The organism is Megalodesulfovibrio paquesii (genome assembly GCF_054653055.1).
Genome location: NZ_BAAIGQ010000004.1, coordinates 292,418 through 308,438, shown reverse-complemented (window position 1 = coordinate 308,438; position 16,021 = coordinate 292,418). Strand labels below are relative to the sequence as shown.

Genomic DNA, 16,021 nt, shown 5'->3' with positions numbered 1-16,021 from the left:
CGTCAGGTATCACGGTCGCGGGCGTTACGCAGGCAGGCGGCAAGTGCGTCCACTTCCTGGACGCACAGAGCTTCGCGCCAGGGCTGTGCATCGGGGTTCAGCTCCATCACGCCCCTGCCTGCATGGCCCGTGTCGCGGCCTGGACAAGGAACGTGCTGCGCGGGATGCCCTGGGCCTTGCTGTAATTGTCGATCCTGGCCAGGGCGTCTTCCGGCACGGTGATGGAGATGCGCACGTACTTTGGCGCTTCGTCCGGGATGGCCACCACGATGAAGGCGGCGGCGTCCTGGGCGAACTCATGGGCGCGGGCTTCGTCCAGGGGCATGGGGTCGGGAATGGCCTCGCCGTCCTCGCGCATGCCTGCCACGTGCAGGGCCAGCGCTTCTTGGGCCATGCGTCCGGCTTCGTCCAGGGTGCTGCCCACGGTGATGCAGCCCGGAAAATCCGGGAAGCTGACGCCGTAGTCGCTGTCCGTGTCCTTGTGAATGATCCCGATGTAGCTCGGCATGGCCTCTTTCTCCTACCGCAGGCGCAGGCCTGCTTGCCGCTCAATGGAACGCAGGGTGCCGGCGGGAACGTCCCTCTTTGGGTGCGGCACAGTCACCCGGCCCGGCTTTTCTGGGTGCTTGAACTGCCAGTGGCTGCCCGATGTCTGGATAACCTGCCAGCCGTCTGCCTCAAGCCGGCGGATGATTTCCCTGCTGTGCATAATATATACTAATATGGATCGTGAAGTTGGTCAAGGCCAGCTGCCATTGGTCTGCGTCTTACTCGCCTTCGATTTTGCGCAACGCCACCACCTTGCGCGCTTTCGCTTCATGGGCCTGCTGCAAGCTGGCCTCGAAGCCGGCCACGGCCTTCTTGAGGTGCGAGGGCATGAGGTGGGAATAGCGCATGGTCATGGCCAAAGTTTTGTGGCCCATGGCCTCCTTGAGGGTGAAGACGTCCGCGCCGCTCATGGCCATCCAGCTGGCGAAGGTGTGGCGTAGGGAATGGAAGCAGAGTCTGTGCCGTTCGTCGTCCACGCCTTCGTTGAAGCCCAGGGAGGCCACAACCCGCTCAAAGGTCTTGGAGACTTTGGCCACGGGTTGGCCGTCCTTGGTCGTGAAGACGAACGCAGCAGGCGCGCCAGGTTTGCGGCGTTGCAGCATGGCCCGGACCTCCGCCGTCATGATGGCCTGACGTGTTTGCCCGTTCTTGGTGTCCATCAAAGTGATGACGCCGTGGGCAAGGTTGATGTCCTGCCATTTGAGGCGGAAGATTTCGCCGGCCCGTGCGCCGGTGTGCAGGGAGATCAAGGCCTGATCATGCACGTCCTGGCTGTGCTTGGCCAGCTCATCCAAGAGGGTGGCCGCCTGCTCGTGGGTCAGGAAGGCCTGTCGGCGGTTGTCCCGACGCGGGGCCTTCACCTTGTCCATGGGGTTGAAGGCGTCCAGCAGATTGTGACGCGTGGCGAAGTTATGCACCTGCCGGAACACGGCCAGGGCGTATTCGCAGGTGCGCGGGGTCTTGCCGGCCTTGGCCATGGACGCTTTCAGCTTCTCCAGGTCGAAGGGAGAGATGTCCTTCAAGGGGCGGTCGCCCAGGGCAGGACCAAGCCAGCGGCGAACAATGGAACGTTCGTTGGCGATGGTGACGGGTTTTTTGCCCTGGGTTGACTGGGCCGGGAGATATTCCGTCTCGAAGATGTCCAGGAAGGTCCGGCCTTCTGCGGCAGCGCGACGGGCGGCGGCTTCTTCCATTTCGCGTCTGGCTTTGACGGCTTCGCGCTTCTCCGAAAGCGATTGGTGGCCTTCGCCAGATTTGATAGCTTGGACAATCCGCGCCCTCTCCAGGGTGGCCTTGTCCAGGGTCCAGCCTTCCGAAGCCCAGCCCAGGCATTCGGCAACGTCTTTGCCTTCGCGGGCATATCGGATGCGGTAATACCTGTCAGGCCTCACGCCGTGCTTGCGCGTGGCATGGTCCCGGTATTCGATGCCTTTGCCGGCTTTAGTCCACTTCCTGTCACCCATGCCGTAAGCTCCTTGAAAAAACCGTACCCAAAACCGTACCCAGAAAGTTTGATCGCACCAAGTGTCCGCAGGGCTTTTGGGTACGGTATGGGTACGTTTTTATGCCTGAAGCAAGGTGACGTCAAGGGAAAGCTAGGGAAAGTGCTATTGTCTATTTATCTAGAATAATGTGAATTAATGAAATTGCGGGAAGCGCAGGGAAAGGTAAAAATCTGACTTTTAATCAGAGAGTCGATGGTTCGAACCCATCACGGCCCACCAGCATTTCAGGCGCTTAGGAGCAATCCTCAGCGCCTTTTTTGTGTTGGTCCGCGCGGTGCTGCTGCCCTGCCGCAAGGGCGGCGGGCCACAGCTGTCCGGTCATTGGGCAGGGACTGCGGGCAGGTGGCCGGATTGCGAGGGGTGGGCTGATGCGTGCGGTTCTGGCTTCGGTGTTGCTTGATGCAGGCTCGTCGTGGCAGAGTGGTTGGCACATGCTGGCTCACAGCAGGAGGCGAAGAGAAGGGCGGGGGCGGTTGCTATTTTGGGGGACAGCAGGACTGATCGGGGGGGATATGGGAAAATCTCAAGTTCGAACCTGGTGCCTTGCCGTCCTGTGCGCAGTGAGCGTGTGCCTTGTTGTGGTGCCGGGCGCCCCGGCGTTTGCCGCAGGACAGCGCGCACTGTTTATCAGTTCCTACCATCCTGGATTCCCCACTTTTTTCCAGCAAACGGCGGGCTTGAAGAGTGTGCTGGACCCGGCAGGCGTGAAGCTGGATGTGGAGTTCATGGACTGCAAGCGGTTTTATACTGCAGACACCTTCCCGAGATTTCAGGAGATGCTGCAGAAAAAACTGCAGGCACTCCCCCCGTATCAGCTTGTCATCGTTGCGGATGATGACGCGCTGCGCTTTGCGTTGGACACTCGCGCCCAGCTGTTTCCCGACCTGCCGCTGGTCTTTTTTGGAGTGAACAACCAAACCCTGGCACAATCACTGAGTGGCGACGCCCTGACGGCCGGCGTGGTGGAGGCTGTTTCCATGAGGGAGACGCTGGACGCGCTGTGGCAGATGCTGCCCAGGGCCCGGCGCGTGGTGGCCCTCACGGATGCCACCCCCAGCGGGCAGGCCGATCTTGCAACTTACCTGGCGCTGCAGTCTGCATATCCGGGCAAAGAGCTGGCTGTGGTGTCTTTGCAGGATTTGACCTGGAGGCAGGCCGAACGCGCCCTGGATGCGCTGACTGCTTCGGACGACGCCTTGTTGCTGCTCTCGGCCTATCGAGACAAGGCCAACGTGACCAAGGAATTTGCGGAATCCCTGGACTGGGTGCTGGTGCATACGCGCGTGCCGGTGTTTCACCTTTGGCATCACGGGTTGGGGGAGGGTGTCGTCGGGGGGAAACTCATCTCACATTATGATCAGGCAAAGGCGGCCGGCGGCATCGCGCTGGACATTCTTAACGGGAGGGCCCCCGGCACAATTCCCGTGATGGCGAGCAGCGAGGTGAATGCCTATTATTTCGACCAGGCCGTGCTGGATCGATTCGGCATCAAGGCCTCCACCGTGCCTGCCGGGGCTGTAATTCTGAACAAAAAAAAGTCCATGTTCGATGAATACGGTGCGGAGCTTGTCGCACTGTGTGCCACCGTGGGGTTGCTGGGGGCCTGTGTCATCTGGTTGTTTGTTCTTGCCCGGCGCTACCGGCGTGCGGAGCGCCACGCCAAGGCCAGGGAACTGGAGAGCAGGCGGGCCGAGGAAGCCCTGCGCCAGAGCGAGAATACCCTCACCAGCATATTCCTGGCCGCGCCGGTGGGCGCCGGTCTGGTGGTGGACAGGGTCATCCTCCGTGCCAACGCCTTGCTTTGCAGGATGACGGGATATTCGGAACAGGAGCTGCTGGGCCGCAATGCCAGGATGCTCTATCCGGACGATGGCGAATACGAGCTGGTGGGGCGGGAAAAGTATCGCCAGATCTTCGAACACGGGACCGGCACGGTGGAGACCCGCTGGATACGCAAGGACCGGACCATCATCGACGTGCTCCTGAGCTCCACGCCGCTGGAACGCGAGGACTTGTCCAAGGGCGTTGTCTTCACGGCCCTGGATATCAGTGAACGCAAGGCGGCCGAAGTGACCCTGCGGCAGGCCCAGCAGGAGTTCCAAAGCATTTTTGAAAATTCCCAGGTGGGCATCCTGCTTTTGCGAGGCGGGAGACAAATTGCCCTGGCCAACCAGCGGGTTGCGGATATTCTGGGGTACGAGTCGCCGGATGAGCTGACAGGCGCCAGCGTGCGGGGCCTGCATCTTGATGAGGCACACTATCTAGAATTTGGGGAGAACTATTACAAGCCCCTGGCCTGGGGCAAGCAAACACAGCTTGAGTACCAGTTCCGGAGAAAAGACGGCACCGCCATCTGGTGCATTCTCTCGGGAAAAGCGCTGGACCCTGTGGACCTGAACAAGGGGGTCATCTGGGTGATGGATGACCTCACCCGTCGCAAAACCCTGGAAGCCCAGCTCACTGAGGCCAAGGAAGTGGCCGAGGCCGCCAACCTGGCCAAGAGCGAGTTTCTGGCCAACATGAGCCATGAAATCCGCACGCCGCTCAATGGCATCATCGGCATGCTCCAGCTTCTGCAACTCACGGCCATTACACCGGAACAGGCGGAATACGTCACCACGGCCGTGCAGTCGTCCAGAAGGCTGACCCGCCTGCTTTCGGATATTCTGGATCTCTCCCGCGTGGAAGCCGGCAAGCTGGAAATCGTCATGTATCCCTTTGACTTCAAGGACGCCATGGAGGCTGTCCTGCAGCTCTTTGCCCCCACGGCCATGCAAAAGCGCCTGGAGCTGCGCATGACCATTAATCCCAGTATTCCTGAATGGCTGCGCGGGGATGCCCCGCGGTTGCAGCAGGTGCTCAGCAATCTTATCGGCAATGCCCTCAAGTTCACCACGACAGGGCATGTCGAGGTGGAGGCCCACCCCCTTCCAGCCAGAAACTCCCTGGAATATCGGGTGCTTTTCAGCGTGACCGATACCGGGATCGGTATTCCGGACAATAAGATGGCCCTGCTGTTCACCCCGTTTTCCCAGGTCAGCCAGGGATATCAGCGGGAATTCCAGGGGGCAGGGCTTGGCCTGTCGATTTGCAGACGGCTGGTGAATCTTATGGGCGGCAATATCGCCATTGAAAGCCAGGCCGGGGTGGGGACGTCGGTATATTTTTGCATTACCTTTGGCCTGGCTGACTGTCCTGCGGAAACGGACGCCTCGGTGCAGCAGGCCTCAGGGTATGGTCTTTCCCTGCTTCTGGTGGAGGATGACCCAGCCAATCAGCTCTCCACCATGCGGTTGGTCGAATTGCTGGGGCACCGTGTGGTGGCTGTGGCCGATGGGCAGCAGGCGCTGGAAACCTTGAAGACGGGCCGCTTTGATCTGGTGCTGATGGATATTCAGATGCCCGGCATGGACGGCATGGAGGCCACCCGCCGTATCCGGGACGGGGCCGCGGGCCCGGACAAGGCCGGCATCCCCATTCTCGCCCTCACGGCCTATGCCATGGCCGGCGACCGGGAACGGTTTCTGGCGGCCGGCATGGACGGCTACCTGTCCAAGCCCGTGGAACTGCCGATCCTGGAGCAGGCCATACGCCAAGGCGTCGCGTGCCCCAGGCAATCGCCCCACTGAGAGAACCACCGCAGACCAGCCGCACCGGCCGCACCGGCCGCACCGCTCGCACCGGCCGCGGCGCGCCGCGAACATCAGGTCCCCCGGGCGTGCTTTGGGTGGCCTGTGCGTTTTTTTCTTGCCTGATGCTGCTGCAGCCGCTAGAAAAAGATCGGATTACGCCACAATAAACGCCCGGAACTCCCAATGTCGACCATCGCTGCCGCACTTGCACGACTGGCTGTCCAGGACGGCATCACCCCCGCCGCCCTGCCCGGCGTGCATGTTTTCCGCAGTTCGCGCAGTTCGGCCCGTGCCCCGTTGCTTTACAAGCAAGGCATCATCATCCTGGGCCAGGGCGCCAAGCATATTTATCTGGCAGGGGAACGGTATACGTACGATCCCGATCATTACCTCGTCCTGTCCGTGCCGCTGCCTCTGGAGTGCGAGGCCTGCATCGCTCCAGGTGAGCCGCTCCTGGGCATGACCATTGATCTGGACATGGCCCTGCTCCACGGCATCACCTCGCACATGGATCCTCCGTCCGAGCCGGGTTGCACCAAGGCCGGCTGCCGCCGGCCGGGCCTGTTCGTGGGGCATGTGGATGCGGTGTTTCAGGATGCCCTGCTGCGACTGCTGCATGCCCTGGACCATCCTGTGGAAAGCCGGGTGCTTGGGCCAGGGCTCCTGCGCGAGCTGATGTATCGGATTCTCTGTGGCAGGGACGCCGCCTGCCTGCATGCCCTGGTGCTCAAGCACACCGGCCTGGCCCGCATTGAAAAGGCCCTGCGGCAGATTCACGACAATTTCCACCAGTCCTTCAACGTGGAGCAACTGGCCGGCGAGGTGAACATGAGCGCCTCGGCCTTCCACCGGGCCTTCAAACAGGTGACCTCCCTCTCGCCCATCCAGTACGTCAAGCAGGTGCGGCTGAACATGGCCAAGAACCTGCTGGTGGATCAGGGCTTCCGCGCCAGCGATGCCGCACGCCAGGTGGGATATGAGAGCGTCTCCCAGTTTAATCGCGAATTCAAACGCTATTTTGGCGCCAGTCCCAGAGCCCTGGCCCACGGCGAGCGGGGCTGAGGCGGGGCAGGCCACAGGCTGAGGCGGGGTTCAGCCGAACAGATTGTTGATCTTGCAGGCCGCGCAGGCCGCGCCAAAGCCGTTGTCGATGTTCACCACGGTGATGCCGCTGGCGCAGGAGGTCAGCATGCCAAGCAGCGGCGCCAGCCCCGAAAAGGCCGCCCCATAGCCCACGGAGGTGGGCACGGCGATGATGGGCTGGGAAACCAGCCCGCCGATGACGCTGGCCAGCGCGCCTTCCATCCCGGCCACCACAATGACCACCCTGGCCTGACGCAGGACCTCCAGCCGGTCAAAGAGCCGGTGAATCCCGGCCACGCCCACGTCGCTGAGCACCACGGCCCGGCTGCCGAGCATCTCGCAGGTGACGCGGGCCTCCTCGGCCACGGGCAGGTCCGAGGTGCCGGCGGTGACGATGGCAATCTGTCCTTCCTTCCAGGCCAGTTCCCCGCGCACAAAGGTCAGGGTCCGGCCCATGGCGTTGTATTGGGCCTCGGGACAGCAGGCCTGCACCCGCCGGGCCATCTCCGGAGAGACGCGTGTGGCCAGAACGTGGCTGTGGGCCTGCATGCGCTGGAAGATCTCGGCTACCTGGTCCGGCGTCTTGCCTTCGGCGTAAATGACCTCGGGAAAGCCGTTGCGCAGGGCCCGGTGCAGGTCGATGCGGGTGTGCCCCAGCTCCAGAAACGGCAGGTCGCGCAGTCTGGCCAGGCCCTGGTCCACATCCAGGGTGCCGTTTTGCACCTCCGTCAGGAGGGCCTTCAACTGGTTCGTCATCATGCGATGCAATCCTTCAACCGCCCGGAGCCTCAGCCCCGGTGTTTGGCAATGAGGGCATAGACCTCGGTCAGGGGCAGGTCGTGCCACCGGGCCAGGGTTTTGCAGTCTTCCAGCTCGGGCTTGGAGCGGATGATCCGGCCGTCCTGCAGGGCGTGCTTGAGCGTCACCGGCCCCAGGGGGGTGTTCAGGGTTTCGAACCGGATATCCAGGACAGTCTTTTCCAGGGGGAAGCTCTTCACGCCCAGGGTGGTGGTGTGGCGAAAAAGCAGGGCCTTGAAGCGCGATTCGTCCTCCACTGCGCACAACAGGGACAGGCAGGTGGCCGGGCGGTTCTTCTTCATGACGATGGGCGTGAAGTGCACGTCCATGGCCCCTTCCTCCATGAGCAGTTCCATGGCCACGCCGAGCATCTCCGCGGTCATGTCATCCAGGTTGCACTGGAGCAGCCGGGCCTGCTGGATGGCTGCGCCTGCCGGCATGGCCGGCGCCGCCTGCTCCTGCTCCACGGGTCGGGCCAGATGCACCCGCAGCACGTTGGGCAGTTCGGTCTGGCGATGGCCGATGCCATAGGCCGTGCGGTCCATGATCAGCCGGGGCGTGGCGGTGAAATGGTCCACCAGGGTGGCCAGGATGGCCGCGCCGGTGGGGGTGGTGGTTTCGTGTGGGGTGGCGCCGCGGGTGGTGGGGATGCCGGCCAGCAACTCCACCGTGGCCGGGGCGGGCACGGGGATGAGCCCGTGGGCGCAACGGACCACGCCGCCGCCCAGCTCCACGGGCGAGGCCCAGATGGCGTCCGGCTTGAGAAAATGCACGCAGATGGCCGCGCCGACGATGTCCACGATGGAGTCCGTGGCCCCGACCTCGTGAAAGTGCACCTCGTCCACGGGTTTGCCGTGCACCGTGGCCTCGGCTTCGGCCAGCCGGCGGAAGATGGCCAGGCTGGTCGCCTGCACTGCGGGATCAAGAGTGCTGGCCTCGATCAGGTGGCGGATGTCTGCGAAATTGCGGTGCGGGGCATGGGGGTGGCTGTGAGGGGAGCCGTGCTCATGTCCATGCGCATGTTCATGCCCGTGCGGATGGGCATGCGAATGGGCATGGTTGTGGCCATGCTCGTGGTCATGCGAAGGCGCATGACTTTCAGCCGTCAGCTGCACGTCCACGCGCAGGCCGACGATGCCGTTGCGGGCGTCCCTGGCCACGTGGAGGGAGAATTCATCATCCAGCCCCAGCCTGGACAGTTCGGCCTGCAGATGTTCCAGGGGCACACCCAGGCCAAGCAGGGCGGCCAGATGCATGTCGCCGCTGATGCCGGCGGCGCAGTCATAATAGAGCATGGTCATGCGGCGGTTCCTGAGGGGCGGTAGAGGATGGGGATCATACGCAGGCTATAGAAGGAAGCGCAGAGAAAGGCAAAGGCAGGGCTGGCTGCAGGGGCAGGCGGGATACCCTTCGCAGGGGAATGGTATCCCGCCGAATCCTCAGGATAAGCCCTTGGCGAACATGGCCCTGGCCGCAGCCACGCGCGGTTCCATGGCATTGTCTTCCATGTCTGCGGCCACCTGCCGGAGCACGTCGGGGATTTGGATTTGTTGCGGGCACTTCTCCAGGCACTCCCCGCAGGCCACGCACTGGGAGGCATAGCCAGGGGCGCTGGTGCCAACCACGCCGCCGACACTGAGGACGTAAAAGAACTTGGTGCCATCCTCGTCGCCAAACATGTGCAGGCGGTTGAGCATGTCGAAGCACTTGGGGATCTGCACGCCCATGGGGCAGGGCATGCAATAGCCGCAGCCGGTGCAGCCCACGGCCATGAGTTCCTGATAGGCCCGGGCGACCTTGTCCACCAGGGCCAGTTCCCCGGAGGTGAGGCAGCCAGGGGTGGCGGTGTCGGCAATGGCCAGATTTTGTTCGATGTGGGCTTCCTCGTTCATGCCCGAGAGCACCACCGTGACTTCCGGCCGGTTCCAGACCCAGCGCAGGGCCCAGTCCACCGGGGCGCGTCTGGTGGAGGCGGTGTCCCAGAGGGCCTGCACGGCCGGGGGGGCGGTGGGCTGGCCGAGGTTGCCTCCGCGCAGGGGCTCCATGATGATCACGCCCAGGCCGCGTTCGGCAGCGTAGGTCAGGCCCTGGAGCCCGGCCTGGAATTCCTGGTCCAGATAGTTGAGCTGGATCTGGCAGAAGGTCCAGGGGTAGGCGTCCACGATGCGTTTGAAGTCCGGCAGCAGGCCGTGGAAGGAGAAGCCGGCGCAGCCGATGCGGCCGTCCTTGATGGCGCTGTCCAGAAAGTCGGCAATGCCCAGGGCGGTCAGGCGATCCCAGAGAGGACCGTCCAGGGTGTGAACCAGGTAGTAATCGATGCGGGTCACGCCCAGGCGTTCGAGCTGGGCGTTGAGGTAGCGGTCCATGTCCTCGCGGGTGTTGATGAGCCAGGAGGGCAGCTTGGTGGCCAGCTTGACCTTTTCGCGCCAGCCATCCTTGAGGGCCTTGCCAAGCAGGGGTTCGCTTGCGCCGGCGTGGTAGGGCCAGGCGGTGTCCACATAGTTCACGCCGCGATCAATGGCCTGCCGGATTTGGGCGATGGCCCGGGGTTCGTCGATGGCGCCGTCCTGCATGGGCAGGCGCATGCAGCCGAAGCCCAGGATGGACAGGGAATCGCCGGTCTTGGGCATGGTTCTGTAGAGCATGCGGGTTCTCCTTGCGCGCCGGGCGGAGGGTTCAGGAGCTGGGAGGAGACGGGCCGCCCTGGCCGCAAGTAGGCAAATACTCGACCATGGCGCGGCGTTGAACGCCTATTTCTGCCAATTGCTTGCCTGATCCTGGCTTACTGGGGAAATGCTGTGCAATGAAGCTCTCCCGCCGGGGCAGAGTCGACACCTCTATAAATGATATTGCAAATCGATTTCAATAATGAGATGCTGGCGCGGCATGTTGAAGCTGAAAAATATCAGCAAGAATATCAAGCCATAAAGAGGAAGGCCATGAAAGACGTTACCGGTGATGGCGAGGTTTCGGGACAACGGCCCATGGTACGCGGCAAGGCGCCCTGGGCTGCTGTGGCGGCAGGGGCGGTGTTGCTGGTGGTGGCGGCACTGCGCTGGCGCGAGCAGGGGTGGGGCGTGCTGGTCTGGCTGGCCGCGTTTGCGGCCATGTTCATCATCCGCATGCCATACAGTCTGCGCAACCGGGCCAACGTGGTGGTCTGGTCCCGCAAGGATACCCTGGAGAAGGTGCTCCTGACGAGCATGTTCGCCACCATGATGCTGCTGCCCCTGCTGCATCTGGTCACGAATTGTTTTGCCTTTGCCGCCTATTCCCTGGGTTGGTTCTGGACGATGGTGGGGGCGCTCCTGCAGCTGCCGTTTCTGGCGCTGTTCTGGCTGTCGCACGCCCACCTGGGGGCCAACTGGAGCCCGGGGCTGGAACTGCGCCAAGGGCACGGGCTGATCACCCACGGCATCTACGGCCGGATTCGCCATCCCATGTACGCCGCCATCTGGATTTCGGCCGTGGCGCAGCCGCTGCTGATTCACAACTGGATTGCCGGCTTTCTGGTGCTGCCGGCCTGCGCGGCCCTGTGGTTTCTGCGGGTGCCGCGCGAGGAAGCAATGCTGGCGCAGCAGTTCGGGCCGGCGTATGCGGACTATTGCCGGGTTACTGGCCGGCTGCTCCCGAAGCGGGGGCGCGGCTGAGGGCGGCTGTCTGGAGGCCCGGCTCGCCTGACGCTCCGGGCGCTTCTGGGCTTTCTGGCCTGAAAGCGAGCCGGGCCAGGGCGGTCTGGTGGTAGTACCGGGCCAGGATGGCGTCAAAAGGCAGCCCTTGGGCGGCCAGCCGGGCGGCGCCGTACTGGCTCATGCCCACGCCGTGGCCGTGGCCGCGACCGGTGATGTACACCACGCCCTCGGCCAGGCGGATGTCGCAGAGCAGGCTCTTGAAGGCCGGCAGGTTCAGGGCGCGCCTGAAGGCGGCGGCATCCAGCCGGGTGGTGCCTTGCGGCGTGCGCAGCAGCACGGTCCGCGCCCGGCCGCCTGCCGTGCGCTCGCCCACGGCGATGCCAACCAGCGGCGGCGACGCGGCCGCTGCCTCTGAAACGCCCGTGGGCATGGTCCGCCGCAAGACCGCCGCTGCCGGCAGGGAAAGGGTCCAGTCCAGGCCGGGCAGGTCTGCGCCGGCGGGGTCGGTATCGGCTGGAAACACCGCGGCCGGGCCGGGCAGTTCCGCGTTGGCCGCCTCCAGACGTCCGCCGCTGTGGGCGTGGTAATAGGCGGCAAAAAGCTGGCCCTGATGCGTCAGCACCATGCCGCGGGTGGCGGCCACAGCGGCGCGGATATCTGCCAGCCGGGGAGTGCCGGGCGCGGGCGGCAGATAGCGCTGGTCCCGGGTGTCGTCCAGCAGATCCCAGTCACGGGAGGCCTGGCGACGCTGGGCCAGGGCATAGGTCCGGGCGGCCACGGCCTGGGCCTTTAACGCTTCCGCAGGCCAGGAGGCCGGCATCTCGCCCAGCAGCACGCCTGTCACATAGTCTTCCAATGCCAGCCGCAGCACCAGGTCCACCCTGCCGGGCTGGCCGGGCCGGGCCAGGAGGCGGAAGGCCCCGCCGTAGCGATGGTCGGCACCGTCATGGAGGATCAGTCCCCGTTCCGGGACTTCCAGTTGCAGATCCGAGCCCAGCAGCACCGCAGTTCCCGGGGATTCGGCCGCAGTGCAGGCGATCTGCCCGGCCTGCTCGCGCAGGATCCAGCGCCCGGGCGGCAGCAGCAGCTCTTCCCCACCGGTGCGGCAGGCGACGGTCTGGCGCAGGGTGATGGTCAGCGTCGGCCCGGCAGCCAGACGCAGGCGGATGGTGTCCGCCGCGGTGGGGGCGTCGGTGACGGGCAGCCCAGAACCAGCCCAATCAGGTTCAGCCAAATCAGGGCCGGGCATTGCTGGCCCAGGCAGATCAGACAGAACCGGCGCAGGGGATGGTCTGGGTGTGAGCCCGCAGGCGCTGCGCAGGGAGCTTTCCAGGGCCGCATGCGTGGTCAGCACGGCCACGGCGTCCTGGCACAGCGTGCGCCGGACACTGGCCGCGGCATGGCGGGCGTACAGGGTTTCCCAGATGCGCAGGGCATCCGCCGGGGCCTCCAGCCGCAGGGAGAGGCGCGCGGCCTCCTGCAGGGCAAAGCGTTCCACCTCGGGCTGGAGCTGCTGGCGGGCGGCCTCCTCGGCCAGATGCAGGAAGAGGCTGCGCCCCTCGCGCAGCCGGCCCAGGGCCAGCATGCGCATGGCTGCGTCCAGGGTGGCCTCGGCCCTGGCCGTGTTTCGAGGGGCCGGGGCAGCCACAGCAGGCGGACGGGCAGGGGCGAGCAGCAGGACGCACAGCAGGCTCCCCAGCAGCGCAGCAGGCCTCCGTTTCATGGCCCCAGCTCCCGGACCGCGCCGCTATCCATCAGGAACAGGGTCTTGATCTGCTGATATCCCGCGGGGCCGGCGGCGGTGGTGGTGCTGTTGGTGGTCAGGGTTGGATGAGGGGAGGCGTACTGGCCCGCCGCAATGGTGTTGTTGGTGTTCTCGAACTCCTTGTGGCGGAATTCCAGATAGACCTGGCCGACCGGCACGCGCAGGCCGGCCAGGGTGGCATCCACCGTACTGATGGAGGCGGGGCAACTGGCGGCATCCTCGCACAGCTGGGCGATGGGCCGCATGGCGGCGGGGGGCACCAGTGGCAGCCCGATGGAGGCCGCCGCAGTGGCTCCAAAGCGGAAGGTATCGCCCGTGGCCGTGGCATTCCAGGCCCGCCAGACATGCAGCTGCCCGTTGCGCGGGGCCCAGAGGTCCACCACGCTTTCGCCGGGTACCGGGACGACATTGCCCGAGGTGGTGACCTGCACCGTGAGCGGCTGTTCGTATTCGTCGCGGTGGATGGTCACGATGATGTCATCGTTGCTGTCGTCCGGGTCTGCGCCTTCGCTGATGAGGTGGATGTTCCGGCCGGCATCCTGGCGGACGAGGATGCGTCGGTTCCAGGCGTCCAGCCACAGGGGGGCGGCGGTCGTCATGGCAGGCGGCAGATACCCTCCGCGCCAGCCGAAGGACAGGGCCGGCCAGCCGTCGGTCGTGTCGGCCATGCCCCAGGCCGGAAGTCTGGTGGCGTTGGAGTGGGAGAAGGCGGCCGTCCAGGCGTCGGGTTTTTCCAGGGTCAGGGATGAGGTGTCGTCAAAGTCGACAACGAATTCCAGGATAGGAAAACTCAGATCCGATCGCAGCCGCCAGCCATTGGCAGCGGTGAAGGCGGCGGTGTTGCAGTTTGTCTTCAGGCACTGCCAGGCGGTGATGTTGTCTGCATCCAGGACAATATCGCCGCTGTCCCCGTGCAGCAGGTACGGCTTGGGCGCATGGCAGATGGCGCCCTCACGCCAGAGGGGGATGAGGGGGAAGTCATCGGCATCGCCGCTGACCTCGATCCAGTTGCCGGCAATCCAGGTGGCGTCCGTGCCGTCTTCCTTGCGCAGGTACACGCGTGAGTTGTGGCGGACCAGGGTGCCGAAGAGCGTTTCCAGCCCACCCACGTCGGCGCTGTAGCCCGAAGGCGGGACCTGCCGGCCCTGGGAATCGCGCCGGGGGCCGACGATGGCGTCGTGGAGGGCCAGCAGCTGGGACCGGGTCTGGTCAATTCTGACGGCGTCGTTGGCGTATTCGTGTCTGGTGATCGTGTAGACGAGGTTATCCTCGTTGACGGGTTTTTCGCAGTCGATGCCGGTGGCGAAGTTTTCGTCATCGGGATCATAGTCCCCGTCCGGGCCGGGGCTGATGAAGGTCAGGCTCTGGGGGATGCCGTCCGAATCCATTTCCTCGCTGAGCACGATGAAGGCCAGACCCCAGCCATCGCTCAGGCGGCCCTCGGTTTCGCGCAGCAGAAAGAGGCGGGGATCGGTGGCGTAGGCAAAGGCATTGTCATCGGGGTACTGGTCGCGTGGGGTGGCCAGATAGGGGCCGCGCCAGACGCTGCCAGCCCTCCCCGCGCCCAGGGTGCTGTTGGCCTCCAGGCTGTCCTCATAGGCGGTCCACAACCCCATGGGCTGGGCGTGGGGGTTGAAGGCAGCGGGGGCATCGGGATCAAAGGGGATGTCGGAGATCACGGCGTCGTCATCCGCGCCCAGGGTGACCACCATTCTACCCCGGGCGTCGTTCCATTCGTAGGCATACAATGGCGGCAGGTGGCCCATGTCCCCCACGTAGCCGCCGATGACCGGGCGACCCTGGGCGTCCGTCTGGCCGCGGGGGCCCAGGATGGCGGCGCGGACGGCCTCGAAGGTGTTGTCCGTGGCGGCGCGGCGGGCGCTGTTGTCCATGTGCGCGCCAAAGGGCGCGACCATGGCCGTCAGGATGCCCAGGATCGTGATGACGATGATCAGTTCAAGCAGGGTGAAGCCATTGCGCCGTGGTGCCATGCCGAGCCTCCGCTGCTAGGGGAGCAGGATTTTGACGTCCGCGCCCTCGCGCAGGGTCTTGCTGCGGGCGGCAATGGCCTCATGCGTGGCCTCTTCGAACATCTGGGTCTGGAGCGCCTCGCGGACATCTTCAAAGGAGGCCTGGCGCGCGGCCTGAATTTCCAGCACCCGCCAGACATGCAGCCCGCCGGAGGAGGGGAAGGGGCCCACGGTGTCGCCAGCCTGCCAGCGTTCGGCCCCGGCCTTGGCCAGGGTGGCGTTGCCGTCCAGGGGCATGAGGCCTTTCTCGCCGATGGCCAGGCCGCGCACGGGGGCCAGGGCGCCGCTGGCCATGGCCCGTGCGCCGGCCAGGAAGTCCTCGCTGCGGGAAAGGGCGTGGGTGGCGTTGACCAGCAGGGGCGTCAGGGTTTCCAGATCCCGGCGGCCCTCCATGTTCTCGGAGGTCCAGGGGGCAAACACTTCCTGCACCCGGATGCGGCGGGGGATGTTCAGCTCCGGCAGATCCCGGGCGTAACGGGCGCGCATGGCCTCTTCGGTGACGGCCAGGGTGGGCTGCAGCACTTCCTGGACCCAGCGGTTCACGCTGACCTGCTGTTTCCAGATTTCCACATACTGCTGTCGGGTCATGCCGGCCTTGGCCAGGGCCTTGGCAAAGAGCAGATCGTTTCCATGGGCCTTGGCCATGATGCCGGCGCGGATGTACCCGGCGCCGATGTCCGCCTCCACGCCCTGGCGGGCTGCTTCCTGGGCCAGGAGCTCCATTTGCAGGAGGTTGTCCAGGATGGTCTGGCGCTCCCGGGCCAGGACCTCGGCCTTGTCGCGTTCGGCGGCGGGCAGACGGGCCAGGCGGTCGCGCAGGGCATTGTCGTACATCCAGCGGGGGATGGGCTGACCATTCACCATGGCCACGGGCGCGGTGTCCTGCGCAGCGAGGACCTGCTTTTCGATGGCCGCGATTTCCTCCGTCTCGGCAGTGGATTGGGCGGCCGTTCCAGGGTGGGGGGCAAGCGCGAGGCAGAGCACGGCAAGCAGCACGAAGACGCGAAGGCGGATCATGATCGCTCCA

The 16,021-nt window shown here is 64.8% G+C and carries 12 protein-coding genes and 1 tRNA gene; 4 read left to right on the top strand and 9 right to left on the bottom strand.

The genetic code is table 11. The features are described 5' to 3' along the window. Nucleotides 1–106 precede the first annotated feature (106 nt). The 3 genes from ACYQ00_RS04060 to ACYQ00_RS04050 are packed head-to-tail and all read right to left on the bottom strand — an operon-like array spanning nt 107 to nt 2,012. Complete coding sequence (locus tag ACYQ00_RS04060; protein WP_460030896.1) at nt 107–508, bottom strand: type II toxin-antitoxin system HicB family antitoxin; 402 nt, start codon at nt 506–508, stop codon at nt 107–109. Between the two features lie 12 nt (nt 509–520). Beyond that, on the bottom strand, nt 521–709 hold the full coding sequence (locus ACYQ00_RS04055; RefSeq protein ID WP_460030895.1) for a type II toxin-antitoxin system HicA family toxin: 189 nt from the start codon (nt 707–709) through the stop codon (nt 521–523). 58 nt (nt 710–767) lie between these two features. Continuing rightward, nucleotides 768–2,012, bottom strand: a complete 1,245-nt coding sequence (locus ACYQ00_RS04050; RefSeq protein WP_460030894.1) for a tyrosine-type recombinase/integrase — start codon at nt 2,010–2,012, stop codon at nt 768–770. A gap of 197 nt (nt 2,013–2,209) precedes the next feature. Between ACYQ00_RS04050 and ACYQ00_RS04045 the strand changes: the two genes are divergently transcribed. The 3 genes from ACYQ00_RS04045 to ACYQ00_RS04035 all read left to right on the top strand — a co-directional run bounded on the left by ACYQ00_RS04045 (nt 2,210) and on the right by ACYQ00_RS04035 (nt 6,748). Then, a tRNA-Ser gene (locus tag ACYQ00_RS04045) sits at nt 2,210–2,273 on the top strand. Between the two features lie 467 nt (nt 2,274–2,740). Then, a complete protein-coding gene (locus tag ACYQ00_RS04040; RefSeq protein ID WP_460031322.1) occupies nt 2,741–5,683 on the top strand; it encodes a PAS domain S-box protein in 2,943 nt (980 codons plus the stop codon). Between the two features lie 186 nt (nt 5,684–5,869). Continuing rightward, a complete protein-coding gene (locus tag ACYQ00_RS04035) occupies nt 5,870–6,748 on the top strand; it encodes an AraC family transcriptional regulator (protein ID WP_460030893.1) in 879 nt (292 codons plus the stop codon). Nucleotides 6,749–6,778: 30 nt separating this feature from the next. Here the strand turns inward: ACYQ00_RS04035 and larB are convergent, their stop codons facing one another. The 3 genes from larB to ACYQ00_RS04020 all read right to left on the bottom strand — a co-directional run bounded on the left by larB (nt 6,779) and on the right by ACYQ00_RS04020 (nt 10,212). After that, nucleotides 6,779–7,525 (bottom strand): nickel pincer cofactor biosynthesis protein LarB, encoded by a 747-nt coding sequence (larB, locus tag ACYQ00_RS04030; RefSeq protein ID WP_460031321.1) that lies wholly within the window; start codon nt 7,523–7,525, stop codon nt 6,779–6,781. Between the two features lie 32 nt (nt 7,526–7,557). Continuing rightward, nucleotides 7,558–8,868 carry a nickel pincer cofactor biosynthesis protein LarC gene (larC, locus tag ACYQ00_RS04025; protein WP_460030892.1) on the bottom strand — a complete coding sequence of 437 codons (1,311 nt, stop codon included), beginning with the start codon at nt 8,866–8,868 and terminating at the stop codon, nt 7,558–7,560. A 138-nt stretch (nt 8,869–9,006) separates the two neighbouring features. Further along, nucleotides 9,007–10,212 (bottom strand): aldo/keto reductase, encoded by a 1,206-nt coding sequence (locus ACYQ00_RS04020; protein ID WP_460030891.1) that lies wholly within the window; start codon nt 10,210–10,212, stop codon nt 9,007–9,009. 294 nt (nt 10,213–10,506) lie between these two features. On the opposite strand from ACYQ00_RS04020, the gene ACYQ00_RS04015 reads away from it, so the two are divergent. Then, on the top strand, nt 10,507–11,217 hold the full coding sequence (locus tag ACYQ00_RS04015) for a protein-S-isoprenylcysteine O-methyltransferase (RefSeq protein ID WP_460030890.1): 711 nt from the start codon (nt 10,507–10,509) through the stop codon (nt 11,215–11,217). Here ACYQ00_RS04015 and ACYQ00_RS04010 read toward each other — a convergent pair. Genes ACYQ00_RS04010 through ACYQ00_RS04000 form a run of 3 tightly spaced genes read right to left on the bottom strand, consistent with a single transcriptional unit; the run spans nt 11,180 to nt 16,011 of the window. After that, complete coding sequence (locus ACYQ00_RS04010) at nt 11,180–12,922, bottom strand: SpoIID/LytB domain-containing protein (RefSeq protein WP_460030889.1); 1,743 nt, start codon at nt 12,920–12,922, stop codon at nt 11,180–11,182. The genes ACYQ00_RS04015 and ACYQ00_RS04010 overlap by 38 nt on opposite strands. Continuing rightward, nucleotides 12,919–14,955, bottom strand: a complete 2,037-nt coding sequence (locus ACYQ00_RS04005; protein WP_460030888.1) for a type II secretion system protein — start codon at nt 14,953–14,955, stop codon at nt 12,919–12,921. Before ACYQ00_RS04005 ends, ACYQ00_RS04010 begins: the two co-directional genes overlap by 4 nt. Before the next feature lie 15 nt (nt 14,956–14,970). After that, nucleotides 14,971–16,011, bottom strand: coding sequence for a peptidylprolyl isomerase (locus tag ACYQ00_RS04000; RefSeq protein WP_460030887.1), 1,041 nt, complete (start codon nt 16,009–16,011; stop codon nt 14,971–14,973). Between the last annotated feature and the right edge of the window lie 10 nt (nt 16,012–16,021).

Coding starts and splice junctions, on each gene's coding strand:
- ACYQ00_RS04060 (WP_460030896.1), bottom strand. CDS start 508: ATGCCGAGCTACATCGGGATCATTCACAAGGACACGGACAGCGACTAC.
- ACYQ00_RS04055 (WP_460030895.1), bottom strand. CDS start 709: ATGCACAGCAGGGAAATCATCCGCCGGCTTGAGGCAGACGGCTGGCAG.
- ACYQ00_RS04050 (WP_460030894.1), bottom strand. CDS start 2,012: ATGGGTGACAGGAAGTGGACTAAAGCCGGCAAAGGCATCGAATACCGG.
- ACYQ00_RS04035 (WP_460030893.1), top strand. CDS start 5,870: ATGTCGACCATCGCTGCCGCACTTGCACGACTGGCTGTCCAGGACGGC.
- larB (WP_460031321.1), bottom strand. CDS start 7,525: ATGACGAACCAGTTGAAGGCCCTCCTGACGGAGGTGCAAAACGGCACC.
- larC (WP_460030892.1), bottom strand. CDS start 8,868: ATGACCATGCTCTATTATGACTGCGCCGCCGGCATCAGCGGCGACATG.
- ACYQ00_RS04020 (WP_460030891.1), bottom strand. CDS start 10,212: ATGCTCTACAGAACCATGCCCAAGACCGGCGATTCCCTGTCCATCCTG.
- ACYQ00_RS04015 (WP_460030890.1), top strand. CDS start 10,507: ATGAAAGACGTTACCGGTGATGGCGAGGTTTCGGGACAACGGCCCATG.
- ACYQ00_RS04010 (WP_460030889.1), bottom strand. CDS start 12,922: ATGAAACGGAGGCCTGCTGCGCTGCTGGGGAGCCTGCTGTGCGTCCTG.
- ACYQ00_RS04005 (WP_460030888.1), bottom strand. CDS start 14,955: ATGGCACCACGGCGCAATGGCTTCACCCTGCTTGAACTGATCATCGTC.
- ACYQ00_RS04000 (WP_460030887.1), bottom strand. CDS start 16,011: ATGATCCGCCTTCGCGTCTTCGTGCTGCTTGCCGTGCTCTGCCTCGCG.